Below are 19087 nucleotides of genomic sequence, written 5' to 3'. Positions count from 1 at the left end.
CTGCGAGCCCGCCCTTCAAGGCGGGCTTTTTTTCGCGCCTAACGATCGTTAATTGTTGTCAATTTACATTTTTCTTTGCCTTGAATCACTGTCCGGTCGTCCATCATTAGGGGCAGCGTAGCGAAGGGGCAAACGCCTGACGTCTGCGGAGATCAAGTGGTATCGCATCAACGATGCAGGAAAAGAAGAAGTCTATTTTGTGATGACGCTCGAAGGCGGGAAAGTGTGCGGCATCAGCCCCGGCATGGCCAATACCAAGCTGGCGCAGGCGTCCGCACTCAATCACGTTGAGTCGGTCTCCATGATGTATGACCGTATCACGTGGCATTACCTTGATGGCAACATCAAATACACAGACTCGTGGAATGAGCGCGAATAAGGGGCTTGAAAAATGGCTTATATGGGAAAGTTTTTAGTGAATAACGAACCTCTGTCACCGCTGACCATTTTCGGGATTGGAACATTCAACGCCTTTTCTGGTAATGACCAATACCTGAATCGGGGCGGATGCACGGCGGTGCCGAATAACGGCCCGATACCTGCCGGAAAATACTGGATCGTAGACCGGCCCACGGGCGGCATCGGCTCTCGGCTTTACGCGCAGGCCAAAGACAGCCTGAATACAATTGTCGGCCGTCCGTCCCATCACGAAGAGTGGTTCGCGTTGTACCGGGATGATGGCAGCGTTGACGACATAACCTGGGTTAATGGAATTAAGCGCGGGCAGTTCCGGTTGCATCCGGCAGGCGGCCGCGGTATTTCACTTGGCTGCATCACACTGCCGAGCTATAGCGATTTCATGAGAATCCGCAACGCGCTTCTGCATACTGTCACCATCCCCGCGCGCAGTTCGGGCCTGCGGGCATACGGAACTATTGAGGTCATCACGTATGGCAACACTTGTCCGTAGACTTTTCAAGGTCGTGCTGTTTTGCGGCCTGTTCCGTCTTTTCCTGCCTTACGTTCACACGTACCCCATACCGATGCCCAGAAGCCAGGAGCTTGCATGGCTACATGTCGCCAACCGGCTTGGTATCCGCGATCCCGATGACCTATTTTTCGCGGTGACGGTCGCGATGAATCTTATCGCGGCGACTCTAGCTTACGTGGCGATCATGAAGCTATGGCGGCACTATCGACGAACAAGGCGCACAGTGAGAGATAACGAATGACAGTCATCGAGGTCATCACGTATGGCAACACTTGTCCGTAGACTATTCAAGGTCGCGCTGTTCATCGGGTTGTTTTTTATATCAGCTCGTTATATCCCACTATCCAATGAGTGGACAGAAGGCGAAGCGCATGCATGGTGATGTGTTTCGGATTGGCTCGGTATTCGCGATCCCGAGGATTTGTATTTCGTGGTGTGGATGACTATTGAATTGATCGTGGCAGCGCTTGCCTATGTGGCCATCATGAAGCTATGGCGCCACTACCGCACGAAGTAAATGAAAGCCCCGACCATGAACCGCATCGCAGCGGCCGAGGCTCTCGTTCACCTCACTTGATCAAAGCGAAGCAGCCGGCGTAAACACCTGCGACGCCACCTCATCCACCGCCTCGCGCGTCAGCTTCACGATCTCGTCCACGTCGCCGCGCGACGTCACCAGCGGCGGCGCAAAGCCGAGAATGTCGCCGTGCGGCATCGCCCGCGCGATCAGTCCGCGCTGCATCGCGGCAGCGGACACACGCGGCCCGACCTTCAGCGCCGCATCGAACGGCGTGCGGACATCCTTGTCGGCCATGAACTCCAGCGCGGCCAGCATGCCCACGCCGCGCACTTCGCCGACGAGCGGATGCGAGTCGAACGCCGCATGCAATTGCTCCAGCAGATAAGCGCCGGTTTGTGCCGCATTCTGCATCAGGTTCTCGCGTTCGAGAATCTCGAGGTTGGCGAGCGCCGCCGCCGCGCAGATCGGATGGCCCGAATAGGTCCAGCCATGCCCCAACGCACCCGATTCCTGCGATGCCTTATCGATCACGTCCCATACGCCTTCGCTGACGATCACGCCGGACAGCGGCGCGTAAGCACTCGTCAAACCCTTCGCGACAGTGATCAGATCGGGTTGAATGCCGTAGTGCTGCGCACCCATCTTCGAGCCGAGCCGGCCGAAACCGCACACCACTTCGTCGCAGATCAACAGGATGTCGTGCTTCTTCAGCACCTGCTGGATCGCGGGCCAGTAACCGGCCGGCGGCGGTACGATGCCGCCCGTGCCCATCACCGGTTCGCCGATGAAGGCCGCGATCGTATCGGCGCCTTCGCGCGCGATCAGTTTTTCGAGTTCGTCGACGCAGTACGCGACGAACTGCGTTTCATTCATACCGGCCGGCGCGCGACGATACCAGTGCGGACACACGGTATGCTTGACGCGCTCGATCGGCAGATCGAAGAACTGGTGGAAGCTCGGCAATCCCGTGAGACTGCCGGTGACGATGCCCGAGCCGTGATAGCCGCGCTCGCGCGAAATGATCTTCTTCTTGTTCGGGCGGCCCTTCACATTGTTGTAGTACCAGACGAGCTTGATCTGCGTTTCGTTCGCGTCCGAACCGGACATGCCGTAGTACACCTTCTTCATGCCCTGCGGCGACCAGTCGATGATGCGCGACGACAGATCGATGATCGTATCGGTCGAGTGGCCGACATACGTGTGGTAATACGCGAGCTTCTTCGCCTGCTCGTAAATCGCTTCGGCCACTTCGGTGCGGCCGTAGCCGATGTTCACGCAATAAAGGCCGGCAAATGCATCGATAAAAGTCTTGCCTTGATGGTCCTCGATGCGGATACCTTTCGCGCCGGTCACGATCCGGCCCGGCAGCGCGCCGCTCGCGTGATCGTGCGCGTGCGTCGACGGATGCATGAAGTGCGCGCGATCGGCGCTCAGCAGTTGATCGAATTGAGTCATGGGTCGCTCCTTCGTGTGATGTCTGGATGAATGAATCGGTAGGTTCAGGCCATTGCGTCCGTCGCCATCGCATGTGCAGCGGCACGAGCGGGGGCGCTGTCGCTGACCGGCAAGCCAAGCTGGCCAAGGCAGAAATAACGTGTCTCGACAAACGGCTCGAAGCCTTCGACGCCGCCTTCGCGTCCAAGCCCCGACGACTTGATGCCGCCGAACGGAATCGGTGCGCCGGTGAACTTCGCGCCGTTGATGGACACCATCGCGAAGTCGAGTCGGCGGATCAGTTGAAACACGGTGTTCAGATCTTTCGCGCACACGTAGGCGGCGAGTCCGTACTCGGTGTCGTTCGCGCGTTCGACCACTTCGTCGAGCGAATCGAACGGCGTGACCGCCGAGATCGGCGCGAAATTTTCTTCGTCGTAAATGCGCATGCCGGGCGCCGCATCGGCGACCACGGTCGGCTCGAAGAACCAGCCGCCGCGCTCGTGCGCCGCGCCGCCTACCGTGACACGCGCACCCTTCTCACGCGCGTCGGCGACGCGCTGCACGGTCGTATTGAACGCGGCCTGGTGCATCAGCGGGCCGACGTCCACGTTCGGGTCGAATGCGCCGCCCACTTTCAACGCCTTCACGGCATCGCTATATCGCGCGACGAACGCTTCATACAACGAACGCGCGACGAAGATCCGGTTTGCCGCGCAGCAGTCCTGGCCCGAGGTCTGGAACTTCGCCGCGAGCGCGACGCGCACGGCCTGCTCGAGGTCCGCATCTTCGGTCACGATGAAAGGCGCGTTGCCGCCCAGTTCGAGCGCGGTCTTCTTGATGCCTGCCCGCGCGGCCGTTTGCATCACTAGGGCGCCGACACGCGTCGAGCCGGTGAAGCTGACCGAGCGCACGCGGCTATCTGAAACCAGCGTTTCCATCGCCATTTGCGGCTCGCCGAGCACGACGTTGAACACGCCGGCCGGAAAGCCCGCTTCTTCGGCGAGTTGCGCGAGCGCGAGCGCGGAGAACGGCGTCTCGTGCGCGGGCTTCGCGACCACCGTGCAACCGGCGGCGAGCGCGGCGGCGGCCTTGCGGGTGAGCATCGCGCACGGGAAATTCCACGGCGTGATCAGCGCGGCCACGCCGACCGGCTCGATGATCGTGCCCAGATGAGCGCCATCGATATGGGTCGGAATCGTGCGCCCATTCAGGCGCCGCACCTCATGCGCGAACCATTCGACGAAGCTCGCGCCATACGCAATTTCGCCGCGCGCTTCAGCAAGCGGCTTGCCCTGTTCGAGCGACAGAATCGCGGCGAGATCCTGCTGATGACGCAGAATCAGCTCATGCCAGCGCAACAGCAGCGCCGAACGTTTGGCGACCGGCACCCAGCGCCACGCGTCGAACGCGCGCTGCGCGGCATCGACCGCGGCGGTGATCTGCGCCGCGTCGAGCATCGGCACATGGCCGAGCACTTCCTGATTCGCGGGATTCTGCACCGCGACGCTCGCGGCGCTCGCGCTATGAACCCAGCGTCCATCCACGTAGCACAGCGATTTGAATAAGACCGGATGACCCAGCAACATGACGACCTCCTCTGTGCGATGTCTGCTATCACTGTAGGTCCGGCGGCACTGCGGTTTTTTTTGTTGTCGCTTCTCGAAGGCTACGTTTTTTCTGCAATTCGCCCGCATGGTTATCGTTTTTTCGGGTGGGGCTTTTCGTCGTACGTCGACCGCAAGTAGCGCGCCACTCAGCCGTTCTCGCCAATCGATTGTTCCGCCCATTCGGGCAAGCCTTCGGCCCCGCTTTTCACCACCTTTGTGACGATATAGGTGAAGTACTTTTCGATGCCCAAGTCGTCGGTCAGCAGCGTATCGATGAAGCGCTGATAGTGGTCGATATCGCGCGACAGCACCTGCATCACATAGTCGACACCGCCACCCGTCGCGAGGCATTGCACGACTTCGGGCGCGGCCGCGATGCGCTCCTCGAAGCGCCGCATGTCCGGCGCGGTATGACGCGCGAGCGTGACCTCGACCACCACGCGGCTGCCTTTGAACGCGCGCACCCAATCGATATCCGCGCGATACCCGCGAATCACGCCCTCTTCTTCGAGGCGCTTCACGCGCTCCCATGCCGGCGAAATCGACAGATTGATTTCTTCGGCGAGGCGCGACTTCGTGATGCGTCCATCGCGCGCGAGAATGCGCAAAATCGCGAGATCGTAGCGGTCGAATTTCATCGCGCGTTCAGACCGTTACCGGTATGCCCCGTTCGAGCACGTCGGCGACCACCGCAACCGTGTCGCCAATCCGCACGAGCCCCGGAAAATGCCGCGCGGCCAGCATGCCGCCGCGTCGCGCGCGATACTCGATCGGCGCGGCGCCGGTGCGCTTCGCGTCGTAAATCCGCGCGATCACCTCGCCGCCGTCGACCATGTCGCCGAGGTCCTTGCACAATTCGAGCAGGCCGTCGTGCTCGCTCGTCGTGTAGCAGGTGCCGTCGGGCATATCGAGCAGCGTCGTCGTGCGCGGAGCGCTCGTGCTCGTGCTCGCGCTCGAGTGACCCATTGCTTCATCTCGCCTGATGATTCCCGCATGCTGCAGAAAGCCGCGCACACCACGCTCCGTAATCGCCACGCTCTGCACGGTCGCCGTGCCGCCACCCCCGAGTTCGGTCGACACGAACACCTTGCCCGCTTCCTCGACGGCCGTGTCGTAAAGGCCGACGCTATCGAGTTCGAGCATCCGCATCGAGTACGGCGCGCCGAATGCGCGCATCGCTGCCTCGCAGCGCGCCTGCTGCGTCGCGTCGGGCAGCACGTGAATCGCGGCGAACGGCACGAAGTCGAGCGTGCGGCCACCCGCGTGCAGATCGAGCACATAGTCGGCGAGCGGCAGCAGATAGCGCTGAAAATAATCGGCGATCTTCTCGGTCACGGTGCCGTCCGGCTTGCCCGGAAAGCTGCGATTCAGATTGCCGTGATCGATCGGCGACGTGCGCGTGCCCGCGCGAAACGCCGGAAAATTCATGAACGGCACGATGATCACGCGCCCGCGTACGTCACTCGCCTTCAACGTGGCGGCGAGCTTCGACAGCGCAATCGGCCCTTCGTATTCGTCACCGTGATTGCCGCCCGTTAGCAGCGCGGTCGGTCCCTCGCCGTTGCGGATCACGGTGATGGGGATCATCTCCGCGCCCCATGCCGAGACGTCGTGCGAATGAGGCAGCTTCAGGAAACCATGCTGTTCGCCGTCGGCGTTGAAATCGACCGTCGGTTGAATCGGGGATGCCCGCATCTGTGCTACTCCTTCGTGAGCCGCTTGGGCGGCGTATTGCCGTTCATCGCGCGTCATTTAAGCGGCGCGTCGTTGCCAAATGTGGTTCCCGCCTTTGCGGCACGCGCGCGCTGCAATGCGAGCGCGGCGATAGCGGTGTCCTGCGCGCCGGTTCCGGTCAGATCGCAGATCGTCACGTCGGCGTCGCTCGTGCGGCCCGCGGCCTGTTTCGCGATCACCTGGCCCAATTCGACGATCGCCGCATCGTCACGCATCGTGCCCACGGCGAGCGCGTGATGCAGTTCGCCGAGCACGCGCGTTTGCTGCGCGCGGTCGCATACGTAGCGCGCCGCCGCCAGCGCGGCCGGCGCGATTTCGTTCTTGTGCTCGGCGTCCGAGCCCATCGCGGTGATGTGCAGGCCCGGATGCAGATCGGCGGCTTCGATCAGCGGCGTGCGGCTCGGCGTGGTGGTAATCGCGACGTCCGCTTCGGCGAGCGCGTCATGAACGCTGGCCGCGACATCGCATCGCACGCCGAGCGTGTCGTTCACTTCCGCGGAGAAACGCAGCGCGCTCGCCGCGTCGCGCGCCCAGACGCATACGCGTTCGACGCAGCGCACCAGCATCAAGGCCCGCAGTTGCAGACGCGCCTGCTCGCCCGCGCCGATCACTGCGACCTGCGGCGTGTGCGCTTTCGCGAGCCAGCGCGCCGCGACCGCGCCGGCGGCCGCCGTGCGTATCGCGGTCAGATAGCCGTTGTCGAGCAGCACCGCTTCGGTCAGCCCGGTCTTCGCCGACAACACCAGCATCAGACCATTCAGGCTCGGCAGACCGAGCGACGGGTTGTCGAAGAAGCCTGGACTGACCTTGATCGCGAAGCTGTCGAGGCGCGGCAGCCACGCGGTCTTCACGTCGACTTCGCCGTTATGCGCGGGCAGATCGAGCCGCAGGATCGGCGGCATCGCGACCGCCTCGGTCGCGAGCGCGACAAAGGCGGCTTCGATCTGATCGATGGCCGCGAGATCGAGCGGCACGAGTTTGCGAAGCTCGGCTTCGCCAAGGAGCGTGATCGAGGTCATGATGGGGTGTGTGAGTTCGGTGACGGCGCGGCTTGCGAGGATTCGTTGCCGATGATCCGCCGATGCAGATTCATATCGATGTTCGCGCCCGTCACGACGAGCACGAGCGGCCCGCGCGCGATGCGTTCAGTGGGCAGCGCGTGATCGAGCACCGCGGCAATCCCCACCGCCGCCGCGCCTTCGACGACGAGCCGTTCCTGCCGATACGCATGCGCGATGCCGCGCGCAATCGACGCCTCGTCGAGCAGCACCGTCTCGTCGATCAGATCGCGCGTCAGCGCATACGTATAGCGGTTTTCGAGTCCGATGCCACCGCCGAGCGAATCGGCGAGCGTGTCGACTTCCTCGACCAGCACCGGCCGTCCGACCGCGAGACTCGCATGCATCGCGGCGCCGCGCGCCATCGTGACGCCGGTCAAGCCAATCGTGGGATTGGTGCTTTTCGCCGCGAGCGCGATGCCGGCAAACAGCCCGCCGCCCGACAGCGGCACGACGATGTCCGCGACATCGGGCAAGGCCTCGACGATTTCGAGCCCGATCGTGCCCTGTCCGGCGATCACGCGCGGATCGTCGAATGGCGGCACGTACGCATAGCCTTCTTCGCGCGCGAGCCGCAATGCTTCGTGCTCGGCCTCGTCCTGACTTTGGCCGGTAATGCGCACGTGCGCGCCGAGCGCCCGTACCGCGTCGACCTTGTTGGCGGGCACGAGGCGCGACAGACACACGGTCGCGTCCATACCGAGCGCGCGCGCCGCATGCGCGAGCGCGCGGCCATGATTACCGGTCGATGCGGTCACCACGCGAGTGCAGCCCTGCTCGGCCAACTGCGCGAGCGCATTGGTCGCGCCGCGCAGCTTGAAGCTGCCGGTCGGCTGCACGGTTTCGAGTTTCAGATAGACCGGCGTGCCCGCGTGCGCCGACAGGCTCGGCGATTCGACGAGCGGCGTTCGGCATACGCGACCGTCGATACGGCTGCGCGCGCGGTAAATGTCGGCTAACGAAAGATTGGTTGACGATGGAACGGACATGCACCAGGCCCTGCATCAAAGAGGTCGATTCGCTATTCGATGCGGGCACGGCTATCGCAGATAAACGCAGTGACTCGCGACCGCATCGCTTTCCATGCAGCCCAGTCTAGTGTTCTAAAAAAGGATTTTTATTGTCCTAGTTCATTTCGGTCAGCGCGTTACGCAATTCGCGCACCGGCGCGATCAGGTGAAATCGTGCACCTGCGGGTACTGCTCGAACACGTCGCGCATCGTTTCGAGCGCGGCTTTATAGGTGTCTTCGCTGACCTCGGCGCCGACGCAAACCCGCACCGCGTTGGGCCGGTCGGCGTCGCGCACGAGAAACGGATCGGGCGACGTGACTGCGATGTCGCGGTTGCGCAGTTCGCGCACCAGCCGATCGGTGCGCCAGTGATCGGGCACCCGCAGCCACGCCGACAGCGCCTGCGGATGCGCGCCCAGGACATATTTACCGAGCGTCTGCTGCAATTGCGACTGACGCCGCCCGAGCCGCTCGCGCTGAATTTCGACGAGCCGCGCGGCCGTGCCGTCGACAACCCAGCGCGCGGCGACCTCGGCCATCGGCGGCGTCGCCATCCAACTGCTCACGCGCAGTACGCTCTCGGCGCGCAGCGCAAGCCGGCGCGGCGTCGTCATATAACCGATGCGCAAGCCGGCCATCACCGACTTCGTAAAACTCGTGCAGTAGAACGAAAGATCCGGAATCAGGCTCGAAATGGGCGTGGAATGTTTGGCCGGCAACGGCCCGTACACGTCGTCCTCGATCACGTATACGCCATAGCGTTCGGCGATTTTCGCAATCGCACGACGCCGCGAATCGGGCATCAACGCGACGGTCGGATTGTTCAGCGTCGGTGTGCAGACGAGCGCCGAGATGCGCTCGCTGTCGCACATCTCCTCGAAATGCTCGGGGTGAATGCCGTACTCGTCGATCTCGAGGCCCTTCAGCGTGAAGCCGAGCACGTTGGCCGAACCTATCACGCCGTGATCCGTCAGGCTTTCGCACAGCACGGTGTCGCCCGGCCCCACCAGCGAAGCGAGCGCGAGAAAAATGCCGTGGGCGGCGCCGTTCGTGACGAGCAGCGTATCGGCCGAAGCCGGCATGCCGAGCGACGCGAGCCATGCAATACCCGCCTGACGATGATGCTCGAAGCCCGCGATCGGCCGGAACGCGCGAATCCACGGCTGATCGTCGAGCGTCGACAGCGTCGCGCAGACCTTGCGCCACATCGCGTCATGCTCGGACGTGTGAATGATGCGCGCGATCGAAAAGTCGACCACCGAACGCTCGGCCGTATCGAGCATGTAGCTCGACATCGTTTCGGTGACGCGCGCCGCGACGAAGCTGCCGCGCCCGACCTCGCAGCGGATCAGGCCTTGCCGCTCCAGTTCCTTGTACGCGTTGGTCACGGTCTGCACGCTGATCGCGAGTTCGGCGGCGACGTCGCGCTGCGGCGGCAGGCGCGCGCCCGGCGGCAGCGACGTGTTCTCGATGTCGCCGGCAATCGCCTTGACCAGTCGCTTGTATTTCGATTCCACGCCGTGCACCGCGCGCACGGCCTCGCGCCACTGCTCGATCACCGCTGCTCCTCCGTTGTGGCGGGCGCTGGCTCCATATGGAGTCGCGTCGTCTTGCTCGATCTCCATAGTGAGGCCAAAACGAGGCGGAAAAATATTGTCCTAGAGCAATTCTCGGAAAATTCCGCTGAGAGGAGTGCTTCGAAGTCATTCCCCGCGTCCCGTGTTGAGCGGAGTCGATCTCGTCTGACATGCTTACCGTCGAGACAGCGTTCGCAACACGCCTGCTCACATTTTCTGAGCATTTGCCATTCGCGAATATTCGCCATGCTCCAACTTCGAAGCCAATATGAAAGAAAGCCTCACTATCGTTCAGGTATGGGCAAGACGCGAGGTTGCGATGAGAAGGCCAGCGAGTCGTGTCGCACTCGGAATGAAAAGCTGCACTCTTTTTCTTGTCGAGTGCCCGCAACGGCATTTTGTTCCGATCGGCGTCAACCATGGGTCCGTTGCAATGCCTGGCGTTTCGATACCTCAGGACGGCACTGCAAGGGTGGTGACAGGACCGCGTGGACGCGCCGGGAGATGTTGAGTTCGTTCTGCCGAGCCTTGAATGTCGGCGTTGGTCCGATCGGAATCGTCCTGAAAAAGGCGATGCCGCAATACACGTTTAGCGATACAGAATGCGCTGCGCTTTGGAGCTTCGTCACGGCCCCATAGGGCTTCTCCGCTTGACATGCGATCCCGATGAATTGATGAGAGAGAGCCTGTACTCACGTCGCTCGGTCACAGCCCCCTGAGGTGTCCGAGATACCGCTCGCGAAGTCAAATTGGCCCACCAGCCACGAATCTGACAGACGTCGTGGGCATTTTTCGGTCCGAAGGGCTTATTGAACTGGATGACGCATACCTCAAATAAACGCGACAGATCTTCAGCGCTTCAGGTCAATGCTCTGAATGACTTCGCGACAAGGACTATATTCCAACTCTGCCTTCCGGCTGATCGCCCGCAATGTGGGTTGACCGATCGTCCCGTCGACTACTTGCATCAGGATAGGTCCAGAGGTGTGTGATGAAATGTCCCATTCGTGCGTGGCTGTTTCAGGCTGTCTGACCGGCATCGTTGGGACTATCGCTGGGACCGGTGCGATGGGCTATTCCGGTGACGGCGGTTTCGCCGTTCAGGCCATGCTGTCGAATCCAACGGGGCTCGTGTTCGGGCGTGACGGAGCCCTGTATGTCGCCGATGGTTTCAGGATCCGCAAGATCACCGGGCTCCCCGGTCATCACCGCTGGGATTGCCGGGACAAACGTCGTTACGGCCTTCACGACAACGATAGTGACGAAGATTGAGGTTGGGCGTAACTACCTCGGCTCCCGGGCAATGGTCATGCAGCAGAAGACCCAACGACCGGTCCAGTTGGAGATCACCGAGCCGATTCGTCAGAGCAAACTGACATTAGGATGACGGCATCGTTTTGCCCTATGAAACTCCAATTTCCATGAGCATGTCCATGTCCATTTCCATGTCCGCACCAAGAATCAGCGTTCTGCTGCCGATCTACAAGGTCGAGGACTATATCGAGCACTGTCTCGACTCCCTGCTGTCACAATCCTGCACCGATTTCGAAATCATCGCCGTCGACGACAGCAGCCCCGATCGCTCAGGTGAAATCGCCACCCGCCTTCTCGCACAACAGGATCGCATTCCGTGGAAGTTGATCAGAAACACCGACAATAAAGGGCTCGCTGAAACGCGAAAAATCGCCGCATCGGAAGCGCGGGGCGAGTACGTGCTCTGCGTTGACAGCGACGACCACGTCCATCGCGATCTCATTCGCACCGTGCTGCGCGAAGCCGACCAGCACGACGCCGATGTCGTCATTTTCGCCGCCGAACACGTCAGCCCCGATGGCGCCGTCAACGATCGCATCGACTCCGGCGACTGCATCATCACCGGCGTGGAAGCCGTCCAGAAAATTATGGAACTGAAGCTGCAAGCTTTTTGCTGGAACAAACTCGTGCGCCGTTCGATCTTCGTCGCAGCCGACCATCCGTGTGGTCTCATCTACGAGGACCTTTGCGTGTCGGTGCAGACGCTCGCCACCGCGAAAATCGTGCGGCTCATTCCGGACAAGCTTTACTCATACATGTTCCGCGAATCGGCAATCTCGAGACGCTTCAACCCGCACGTCGTCGATCTTTTTGTCATCATGGACCGTGTTGAAGAACAGACCGCGTCCCTCCCGATTCCCGACTACAAGCGTCTCTTCTTCCGGCTCAAATACGTCTTCGGATACCGCACGATCGCGTTTCAAGCGGCCACCACCGCGCCGAGCTACCAACTCGCGAGCCCGATTCTATACAGCGTTTCGAAGAAACTGCGCGTGAAGCACCTGCTCGGCATATATGCCGACGGGCGGCCGAAGTTGTCCGTCGTCATGACCATGCTCAAGATCCATCCATGGATCTTCTATTGCTTTGTGAGACGCTTCAATCACCACTGACCCGGCAGAATCGGCCATCTGGCACATAACGCTGAGCGCGTGCGAAGTGCACGAGATCGCGTGACCGAATCGAACGAACCTGTTTTTTTAAATATGCACACAGAGAAAACTGGAAACTTGCAGTTGATCGTCGCAAAAAATGCTATTCGTTTGGCCGTCTCAAAGGCACGGCATTTGCATACGTCAACGCTTTTTCGGACAGAGTTCGCCCGTATTTGGGGCGAGCGCGTAACGAAGGCAGTGCGGCAAGCGCCGGGACATCGATTGCGCGCTCGGTCGTGCTGTGCATTGAGGGCACGAAGCCACAGCGGGCGCAACAACTGCTGCCGAACTGAGTGATACGAAGGCCATCAGGAATTTGAAATCTATTTTAAGTGCTTATTAATGACAGTGAGGTCGCGTCGCGCCAATGACTGCTGTGGATCGAATTGAGTGCGCCCTGCGCTTGTTCATGGCGGCGACTATGCACGTATGACATATATGATGGACTACTTACGCGGACTCGCCAGGTGGCATGAAAGACATGTCTCCAGGCGGTCCTGCATCGATGTATTGAAAACGGGCTAACTCATGGCGAATCCACTCCGACAGAACATCGTTGCGCTGACAATTCTGCAAGCAGCCAACATGCTGCTGCCGCTTGCAACATTTCCCTACCTCTTGCGCGTTCTGCGCCCGGGACACTTTGGAGAATACGTCTTCGCTCAAGCCATAGTTGGCTATCTCGTGCTGCTGACCGAGTACGGTTTTAACTGGTCATCGACGGCCTACGTCGCACGGGTCCAAAATGATCGGTACGCGGTATCGAAGATCTTTTGGGCAACGCAAGGCGCAAAGGCGCTTATCGCTGTGGTCTGCCTCGCCATCCTGCTGTTAGCGGCATTCTTCGTAGCAAGACTGCGCGAATTGCTGCCGGTTTTGCTGGCCACCTATCCGCTTGTTATTGGAACGGTCCTGTTTCCACAGTGGCTTTTCCAGGGCCTGGAGCGGATGATGTTTACTACGATCTCGATCCTGAGCGCGCGGTTGCTACTGCTTCCGCTAACGTTCTTCCTGGTCCACTCGCCGGCCGACACGTGGATCGCCTCGCTTATCAGTTCGACGAGCATGGTTGCTGCCGGACTCGTCGCATCGATCCTGATCGCAAAAAACCGCATGATTATCGCGATGATGCCGAGCAAGGCGGACATCATCGAGGCGCTTCGTGAAGGCTGGCACACGTTCATTTCCACGGCAGCGATCAGTTTGTACACAACCACCAATAGCGTGGTGCTTGGATTTCTTGCCGGAAACGCCGCTGTCGGCTACTTTGGCGTAGCCGACAAGATTCGGAACGTCGCGCAAGCGCCGCTCGGACCGCTCTCCAACGCAATATACCCGCGTGTGACGGCACTCTTTTCCGAAGACTCGGCAAAGGCGTTTGCGCTGGTGCGCAAGATGTTCTACTTGCTGGGCTCGACCATGTTGCTTGCTTCGGTCGCGCTCTGGGCCGGCGCCGAGTTGATCGTTCGTGTCGCCATGGGCCCCGGGTATGAACCGGCCGTCGTCGTTCTGAAGTGGATGGCCCTGATGCCGCTGCTCATCTGTCTGAGCAATGTACTCGGCGTTCAGGTGATGCTGCCGCTCGGCATGAAAAAGAAAGTCAGCGAGATACTGATCGCCTCCGGCTTTTTCAATCTTGCCCTTCTCTTTCCGCTTGTATCGCTTTACGGCGCTCAGGGCGCGGCAATGTCTGCCCTCGCCACCGAATTTCTTGTCACGACCTCAATGGCTCTCTACCTGATCAAATGCAAAGTTCCTGCTTTCCAGACGAGGATGCACAGAGATGAAATATGACTTCCTTATCGTAGGCGCCGGCTTTGCTGGCGCAGTCTGTGCCGAACGCCTGGCGGCAAGCGGGAAGCGCGTGCTCGTCATAGACAAGCGGAATCATATAGGCGGCAACGCATATGACCGTGAGGATGAGAACGGCGTGCTGATCCATCCGTATGGTCCGCATATCTTTCATACGAACAGCAAGCGAATATTCGAATACTTGTCGGGTTTTACCGATTGGCGCTTCTACGAGCATCGCGTAAAGGCTTGTATAGAAGGGGATCTCTATCCAATACCGATCAATCGCACGACGATCAACACGTTATACGGCCTCGATCTGAACGAGCAGGCCACCGTGGCGTTCCTGGAGTCGGTACGTGAAGCGCGAGAAACCATCTCCACCAGCGAGGACGCGGTGCTCAGCAGCGTTGGCCGCGATCTATGCGACAAGTTTTTCCGTGGCTACACGCGCAAGCAATGGGGACTCGATCTGTCTGAACTGTCTGCGGGCGTCGCTGCGCGAATCCCAACCCGTTCGAACGACGACGACCGGTACTTCACCGATACTTTTCAATTTATGCCGGCGCAAGGCTACACCGCGATGTTCGAAAAGATGCTTGGCAGTCCAGATATCGACGTACGACTGTCGACCGACTATAACGAGGTGAAAGCGAGTATCGAATGCGGCCACCTTGTGTACACAGGACGGATCGACGCGTATTTCGGCTATCGCTTCGGCAAGCTTCCGTACCGCAGCCTGCACTTTCAACACCAGCATCTGAGCGACGTGGAGCGCTTTCAGCCGACAGGTACCATCAACTATCCGAACGATCACGAATATACAAGGATTACGGAGTTCAAGCACCTCACAGGACAACAGCATCAGGGGACTTCGATTGTAAAGGAGTATCCGCGAGCCGAAGGCGAGCCGTACTACCCGATTCCACGCAAGGAAAACGAGGCATTGTTCATGCGCTATAGCGCGCTTGCGGAGACAGTTGCCGATATCACTTTTGTGGGCAGGCTGGCGCAGTATCGCTATTACAACATGGACCAGGTCGTTGGTGCGGCGCTCAAGGCTGCAGAAGGACTCATCCAGGGAGCGGGAATAAGGGAGTTCTAGCTGGCACCTGCCTTCGCCTGCGCATCGGGCGCGCCGTAGTAGCTGTTTCATGGTTTCGCGCGATCGACGTCGGTCAAATGCAATTGGTCGCGGTGACTGTCTTTCTGTGTCCCGTAATCTGCTCTCTACGCATAGGGAGATTGAGAGATGAAAAAGTACCTGGTCGTGCTGAGGTGTGGAGACCGCTCTTTGCATCCGCAATGGTTCAGCGGCGGAAAGACTCCGAGCTTTGATTTGATGCTGAGTTACTATGGGAACAACGAAAATTATGCGGACGTCTTTGCTAAAACCATACATCGATTCAAAGGAACAAAGTGGGAAGGTCTTCACGACTTCATGTTGCAAAACCCCCAATTGATCCTGCAATATCGCTACATCTGGCTCCCGGACGACGATATTCTGACGGATGTTCAAACGCTGAACGAGTTCTTCGAGTACGTAGAACGAGAGAATTTCGCGCTCGCGCAACCGTCTCTCGACGAGAGAAGCTACTTCAGTCACTCAACGACGTTGCAAAACAGGGCGTTCGAATTTCGCGAAACCAATTTTGTGGAGGTGATGGTGCCATGTTTCTCGTCGAATGCCTTGCATGCGATAAAAGACAGCTTTGGAAGGACCCAAACAGGCTGGGGTCTGGATTACCTGTGGCCCAAACAGGTCGCTTCACTGGGGAAGGTTGGCATTATTGACCGTTTTGCCGTGTTCCATACGCGCCCGGTCGGTTCGGCTGACCACAGCATGGCATGGTCTGAACTGAATCAGACGCTCGGGCAATACGGGATGCGCGCCTCGATAAAAGTCCGGCAGGGCAGAACACGCGACGTAGGCAAGACATATGCGAGCGGTCGACTCGGCAATCCCATGTTGTTCATCCACGCAGTAAAAGGTAGCCATCCTGCGCGACGGAAAAATGTCATCGCTTATTTGGGGCTGTTGAAAGAGTACCTTCCGTGGCTGCACTATACCAAGCGCAAAACGCAGCCATACTATCGGGCTCCGGATAGACGTTCGAGCCCTTCAAAGTGATAACGCGGGTGATTGATTTGAATTCCGTATCGCTGCCGCGGCGCATAGACTTTTACCGAAGCAGCACACCTGTCGCGATTATCGATGGAGTCAGCAAAATGTATGATATTTTAAAAATGCCGCTGCGATACGTAAGCAGGTCGCTCAGATATATCATAAGATCCGAAATAAACTCTTCCTGGGCACACAGAGATCAGGACATTCAAGCCGGACTTCAAAGAAAAGCTCTTGAAGAAACAATTGATTACGTTGAAAGAAACATGCCTGGAGTAGATTCAGTGACATCGTCAAATGAATTGCTCTCCAAAGGGCTATCTTTGGTGAAAGGTGACGGTTTGATTTGCGAATTCGGAGTGTTTAGCGGAAGATCAATCAACCATATTGCGAGTCACGTCAATACCGAAGTCTATGGTTTTGACTCTTTTGAGGGACTCCCCGAGCGTTGGAGAGATGGATATGGCCAGGGATTCTTTAAGGTCGACAGACTGCCAAAAGTTTCAAAAAATGTCGTGCTAATCAAAGGATGGTTTGATAAAACGCTGCCCGATTTTGTCAAAAGCCAATCAAAAGCGGTCGCTTTCCTGCATATAGATTGTGACCTCTATTCATCCACGAAGACCATCTTCGACAATCTTGGGGAAAAAATAAAGCCGGGATGCGTAATCGTCTTCGATGAATACTTTAATTACCCAGGGTGGAAGGAGGGGGAAATAAAGGCGTTTCATGAGTTTCTGGAGACGCATCATCTCAAATATGAATATATTGGGTACAACGCAAAGCACGAGCAGGCGGCCGTTGTGATAAAAGCACCGGCATGACCACCAGACGAACAACCGCTTCATCGAGTTGAACCGTTTTTTTAGTCTGGCGAGTTCGAAGCGCGGCTTGTAGAACCTATCAAATGAGTGGTGGAGACTACTTTGTCACCTGAGATAGCGACAGCAGCGGGGCCAACGCGTAAAGGTATCCCAATCTTGAGCAAAGACCGGGACCCTCAATCTCCGGATTCATGAGTTCGACTCGCTCGACGCGGGTCTGGAATGGTCGAAGACCAGTTGCTCACGGCGAACTCGCGTGCGACAGGACACGGCTACGACTTTCACGCGATGCTCGCGCACTTCACGGCCAGCGCGTTGAGCACGCTGCTGGCATGCCTGGAAGTGCATGACCTGCTCGCGGGACAGGTGCTCTTTCTTCGCGGTGAGCAGGCTGACGCGTTGTATTTCATCGAGCGCGGACGTGTCGAGGTCTCGTTTGCGCTCGACGATGGACGCTCGGTCCGGCTGCGCTCGTTCGGCCCGGGGACCGTTGTCGGTGAAATGGCGGTCTACACGCTGCAACAGCGCAGTGCGGACGTGATCGCCGAGACGCCGACGCGGGTTCGCCGCTTGTCGACAACCCCTCTCATGGGACTCGAACAACAGGATCCGGCGGCCGCGCAACAGTCTCATCGGTTTCTCGTCAAGATCATCGCGGCTCGACTTGCCGTCGTCGACGAGGCACTGCGTGCGGCGTTGTAAGCGGTTTGCGCGTCGTGGCCGCTTCCGTACCTTACTCACTCTGCGTACCGACGACGTACCGCCACGATAAGACCGGCCCGCCCCGCGCCCTATAACAACCCCGCAAAATGCGCCACCACAAACACAACCGCGCCGCCCGCGATCAGCACCAACGCATTGATACGCGTCGTCATCACGAGCACGGTCGCGATGGCCGCGGTGAGCCACGCAATCCACCCGCCTTCGAGCTCCTTGAGCAGTACATAGACGGCCGCGAGAATCAACCCGGCAGCCACCGGCCGCAACCCGGCCTGCAACGCATTCAGCCAGCGCGCGCCTTCGTGCCGGTTCCATACGTGCACGACGCCATACATCAGAAACGCAGTCGGCCCAAATAGCGCGACGGTCGCGACGAGCGCGCCACCGAGTCCGCCGACCTGATAGCCAATCAGCGTCGCGAGCAGCGAGCCAGGACCGGGCGCGAGCCGCGCGATCGCGAAGTCGCTGAGAAATTGCGCATGGGTCATCCAGTGATGCACGTCGACGACCTGGCGCTGCAATTCGGGGATGATCCCTTGCCCGCCACCGACGGTGACGATCGACAGCGGCGCGAACACCGAAAACAGGGCGATAAGAATTCTGAGCACGGCAGAAGCTTTTGTGGAGTTTGACTAGCGGCGATAAAAGCCGATCAGGGCTGGCGCGCCTCGCGCACATATTCATAGCCGACGCTCAACGCGCCGGCGATCAGCACGGTCCACACCAGCGACACGCGAAACACCGCGGCGGCCGCGAACGTCGCGAGCAGCACCAGATACGGAAACACGCGGCGCGGCAGCCGGCGTGCGGCGGTGATCGCCATCGACAGCGACAGCCCGATCGCGCCGGCCGCGGCGCCAGCGAGCGCGATATGCGTGAGCGGAAACGATGCGATCGCCGAGAAGAACGCGCCGAGCAGAATGATCACGACGGCCGCCGGAAAAATGATGCCGCAGAATCCCGCAACAGCGCCGCGCCAGCCGAGCAGCCGGTAGCCGATCCAGATCGCCAGATTCTTCACGTTGACACCGGGCAGCGCCTGCGACAACGCGAGGCCGTTGAGAAATTCGTCTTCGCTCATCCAGTGGCGGTCGTGCACGAACTCGCGCATGAACCAGCCGCTCAGTCCGCCGCCGAAACTCGTCAGACCGATGCGGGCGAAGATCAGAAAGAGGCCGAGCGAGGTCACTTCGCGCGGCGGTGGTGCGTGGTGTGGCGCGTCGTCTTCGGGTGTCGATACCGGGTCGCTGACGTCTTGCCCGTGGATGCCTTTGGCCAATGCTC

Annotated in this window: 19 protein-coding genes and 1 pseudogene; 11 read left to right on the top strand and 9 right to left on the bottom strand. The window is 59.5% G+C overall.

The annotated features are described in order from the left end of the window. Positions 1-136: 136 nt before the first annotated feature. The 4 genes and pseudogenes from tssD to HWY30_RS41595 all read left to right on the top strand — a co-directional run bounded on the left by tssD (position 137) and on the right by HWY30_RS41595 (position 1448). Positions 137-379 (top strand): type VI secretion system tube protein TssD, encoded by a 243-nt coding sequence (gene tssD / locus HWY30_RS12790; protein WP_090807688.1) that lies wholly within the window; start codon positions 137-139, stop codon positions 377-379. Between the two features lie 12 nt (positions 380-391). After that, entirely contained in the window at positions 392-910 is a 519-nt protein-coding gene (locus HWY30_RS12785; protein WP_090807689.1) for a DUF2778 domain-containing protein, read from the top strand. Continuing rightward, positions 891-1172: a hypothetical protein gene (locus tag HWY30_RS12780; protein WP_090807691.1), complete on the top strand. Its 282-nt coding sequence runs from the start codon at positions 891-893 to the stop codon at positions 1170-1172. Before HWY30_RS12785 ends, HWY30_RS12780 begins: the two co-directional genes overlap by 20 nt. A 21-nt stretch (positions 1173-1193) precedes the next feature. After that, positions 1194-1448, top strand: a pseudogene (locus HWY30_RS41595) (hypothetical protein). 60 nt (positions 1449-1508) lie between these two features. Here HWY30_RS41595 and HWY30_RS12775 read toward each other — a convergent pair. The 7 genes from HWY30_RS12775 to ehuR form a co-directional block, all read right to left on the bottom strand. Continuing rightward, positions 1509-2906 carry an aspartate aminotransferase family protein gene (locus HWY30_RS12775; RefSeq protein ID WP_090807694.1) on the bottom strand — a complete coding sequence of 466 codons (1398 nt, stop codon included), beginning with the start codon at positions 2904-2906 and terminating at the stop codon, positions 1509-1511. A 44-nt stretch (positions 2907-2950) separates the two neighbouring features. Continuing rightward, positions 2951-4474, bottom strand: coding sequence for an NAD-dependent succinate-semialdehyde dehydrogenase (locus HWY30_RS12770; RefSeq protein WP_090807696.1), 1524 nt, complete (start codon positions 4472-4474; stop codon positions 2951-2953). A 167-nt stretch (positions 4475-4641) separates the two neighbouring features. Continuing rightward, positions 4642-5133 carry an Lrp/AsnC family transcriptional regulator gene (locus HWY30_RS12765; protein WP_090807698.1) on the bottom strand — a complete coding sequence of 164 codons (492 nt, stop codon included), beginning with the start codon at positions 5131-5133 and terminating at the stop codon, positions 4642-4644. Between the two features lie 7 nt (positions 5134-5140). Next, entirely contained in the window at positions 5141-6190 is a 1050-nt protein-coding gene (doeB, locus tag HWY30_RS12760; RefSeq protein WP_090810278.1) for a N(2)-acetyl-L-2,4-diaminobutanoate deacetylase DoeB, read from the bottom strand. Positions 6191-6243: 53 nt separating this feature from the next. Then, positions 6244-7248: a cyclodeaminase gene (locus HWY30_RS12755; RefSeq protein ID WP_090807700.1), complete on the bottom strand. Its 1005-nt coding sequence runs from the start codon at positions 7246-7248 to the stop codon at positions 6244-6246. Next, the gene (eutB, locus tag HWY30_RS12750) at positions 7245-8276 is read right to left on the bottom strand and encodes a hydroxyectoine utilization dehydratase EutB (RefSeq protein WP_090807702.1); all 1032 of its coding nucleotides are present in this window, start codon (positions 8274-8276) and stop codon (positions 7245-7247) included. The genes HWY30_RS12755 and eutB overlap by 4 nt, the downstream gene beginning before the upstream one ends. A gap of 183 nt (positions 8277-8459) precedes the next feature. After that, entirely contained in the window at positions 8460-9857 is a 1398-nt protein-coding gene (gene ehuR, locus HWY30_RS12745) for a MocR-like ectoine utilization transcription factor EhuR (RefSeq protein WP_090810280.1), read from the bottom strand. Between the two features lie 1086 nt (positions 9858-10943). Between ehuR and HWY30_RS12740 the strand changes: the two genes are divergently transcribed. From HWY30_RS12740 to HWY30_RS12710, 7 genes are all read left to right on the top strand, one after another. Beyond that, complete coding sequence (locus HWY30_RS12740; RefSeq protein WP_244144894.1) at positions 10944-11147, top strand: hypothetical protein; 204 nt, start codon at positions 10944-10946, stop codon at positions 11145-11147. 173 nt (positions 11148-11320) lie between these two features. Beyond that, positions 11321-12301 carry a glycosyltransferase family 2 protein gene (locus HWY30_RS12735; RefSeq protein WP_090807704.1) on the top strand — a complete coding sequence of 327 codons (981 nt, stop codon included), beginning with the start codon at positions 11321-11323 and terminating at the stop codon, positions 12299-12301. Positions 12302-12871: 570 nt separating this feature from the next. Next, on the top strand, positions 12872-14137 hold the full coding sequence (locus HWY30_RS12730; RefSeq protein ID WP_090807706.1) for a flippase: 1266 nt from the start codon (positions 12872-12874) through the stop codon (positions 14135-14137). Continuing rightward, positions 14127-15239 (top strand): UDP-galactopyranose mutase, encoded by a 1113-nt coding sequence (gene glf, locus HWY30_RS12725; RefSeq protein ID WP_090807707.1) that lies wholly within the window; start codon positions 14127-14129, stop codon positions 15237-15239. Before HWY30_RS12730 ends, glf begins: the two co-directional genes overlap by 11 nt. Positions 15240-15386: 147 nt before the next feature. Continuing rightward, positions 15387-16265, top strand: coding sequence for a DUF707 domain-containing protein (locus HWY30_RS12720; RefSeq protein WP_090807710.1), 879 nt, complete (start codon positions 15387-15389; stop codon positions 16263-16265). Positions 16266-16273: 8 nt separating this feature from the next. Next, positions 16274-17083, top strand: coding sequence for a class I SAM-dependent methyltransferase (locus tag HWY30_RS12715; RefSeq protein WP_244144893.1), 810 nt, complete (start codon positions 16274-16276; stop codon positions 17081-17083). 222 nt (positions 17084-17305) lie between these two features. Next, positions 17306-17785 carry a cyclic nucleotide-binding domain-containing protein gene (locus HWY30_RS12710; protein ID WP_244144892.1) on the top strand — a complete coding sequence of 160 codons (480 nt, stop codon included), beginning with the start codon at positions 17306-17308 and terminating at the stop codon, positions 17783-17785. 89 nt (positions 17786-17874) lie between these two features. On the opposite strand, the gene HWY30_RS12705 is transcribed toward HWY30_RS12710, so the two are convergent. Then, the gene (locus HWY30_RS12705) at positions 17875-18411 is read right to left on the bottom strand and encodes a chromate transporter (RefSeq protein ID WP_090807714.1); all 537 of its coding nucleotides are present in this window, start codon (positions 18409-18411) and stop codon (positions 17875-17877) included. Between the two features lie 44 nt (positions 18412-18455). Then, positions 18456-19082 (bottom strand): chromate transporter, encoded by a 627-nt coding sequence (locus HWY30_RS12700; RefSeq protein ID WP_090807716.1) that lies wholly within the window; start codon positions 19080-19082, stop codon positions 18456-18458. Positions 19083-19087 lie beyond the last annotated feature (5 nt).

The organism is Paraburkholderia tuberum STM678 (assembly GCF_902833905.1).
Classification (GTDB): domain Bacteria; phylum Pseudomonadota; class Gammaproteobacteria; order Burkholderiales; family Burkholderiaceae; genus Paraburkholderia; species Paraburkholderia tuberum.
Note: the sequence above shows the minus strand (reverse complement) of the source record. Positions and strands in the feature narration are given on the sequence as shown.

Coding starts and splice junctions, on each gene's coding strand:
- HWY30_RS12785 (WP_090807689.1), top strand. CDS start 392: ATGGCTTATATGGGAAAGTTTTTAGTGAATAACGAACCTCTGTCACCG.
- HWY30_RS12780 (WP_090807691.1), top strand. CDS start 891: ATGGCAACACTTGTCCGTAGACTTTTCAAGGTCGTGCTGTTTTGCGGC.
- HWY30_RS12775 (WP_090807694.1), bottom strand. CDS start 2,906: ATGACTCAATTCGATCAACTGCTGAGCGCCGATCGCGCGCACTTCATG.
- HWY30_RS12770 (WP_090807696.1), bottom strand. CDS start 4,474: ATGTTGCTGGGTCATCCGGTCTTATTCAAATCGCTGTGCTACGTGGAT.
- HWY30_RS12765 (WP_090807698.1), bottom strand. CDS start 5,133: ATGAAATTCGACCGCTACGATCTCGCGATTTTGCGCATTCTCGCGCGC.
- doeB (WP_090810278.1), bottom strand. CDS start 6,190: ATGCGGGCATCCCCGATTCAACCGACGGTCGATTTCAACGCCGACGGC.
- HWY30_RS12755 (WP_090807700.1), bottom strand. CDS start 7,248: ATGACCTCGATCACGCTCCTTGGCGAAGCCGAGCTTCGCAAACTCGTG.
- eutB (WP_090807702.1), bottom strand. CDS start 8,276: ATGTCCGTTCCATCGTCAACCAATCTTTCGTTAGCCGACATTTACCGC.
- HWY30_RS12740 (WP_244144894.1), top strand. CDS start 10,944: ATGGGCTATTCCGGTGACGGCGGTTTCGCCGTTCAGGCCATGCTGTCG.
- HWY30_RS12735 (WP_090807704.1), top strand. CDS start 11,321: ATGTCCGCACCAAGAATCAGCGTTCTGCTGCCGATCTACAAGGTCGAG.
- HWY30_RS12730 (WP_090807706.1), top strand. CDS start 12,872: ATGGCGAATCCACTCCGACAGAACATCGTTGCGCTGACAATTCTGCAA.
- glf (WP_090807707.1), top strand. CDS start 14,127: ATGAAATATGACTTCCTTATCGTAGGCGCCGGCTTTGCTGGCGCAGTC.
- HWY30_RS12720 (WP_090807710.1), top strand. CDS start 15,387: ATGAAAAAGTACCTGGTCGTGCTGAGGTGTGGAGACCGCTCTTTGCAT.
- HWY30_RS12710 (WP_244144892.1), top strand. CDS start 17,306: ATGGTCGAAGACCAGTTGCTCACGGCGAACTCGCGTGCGACAGGACAC.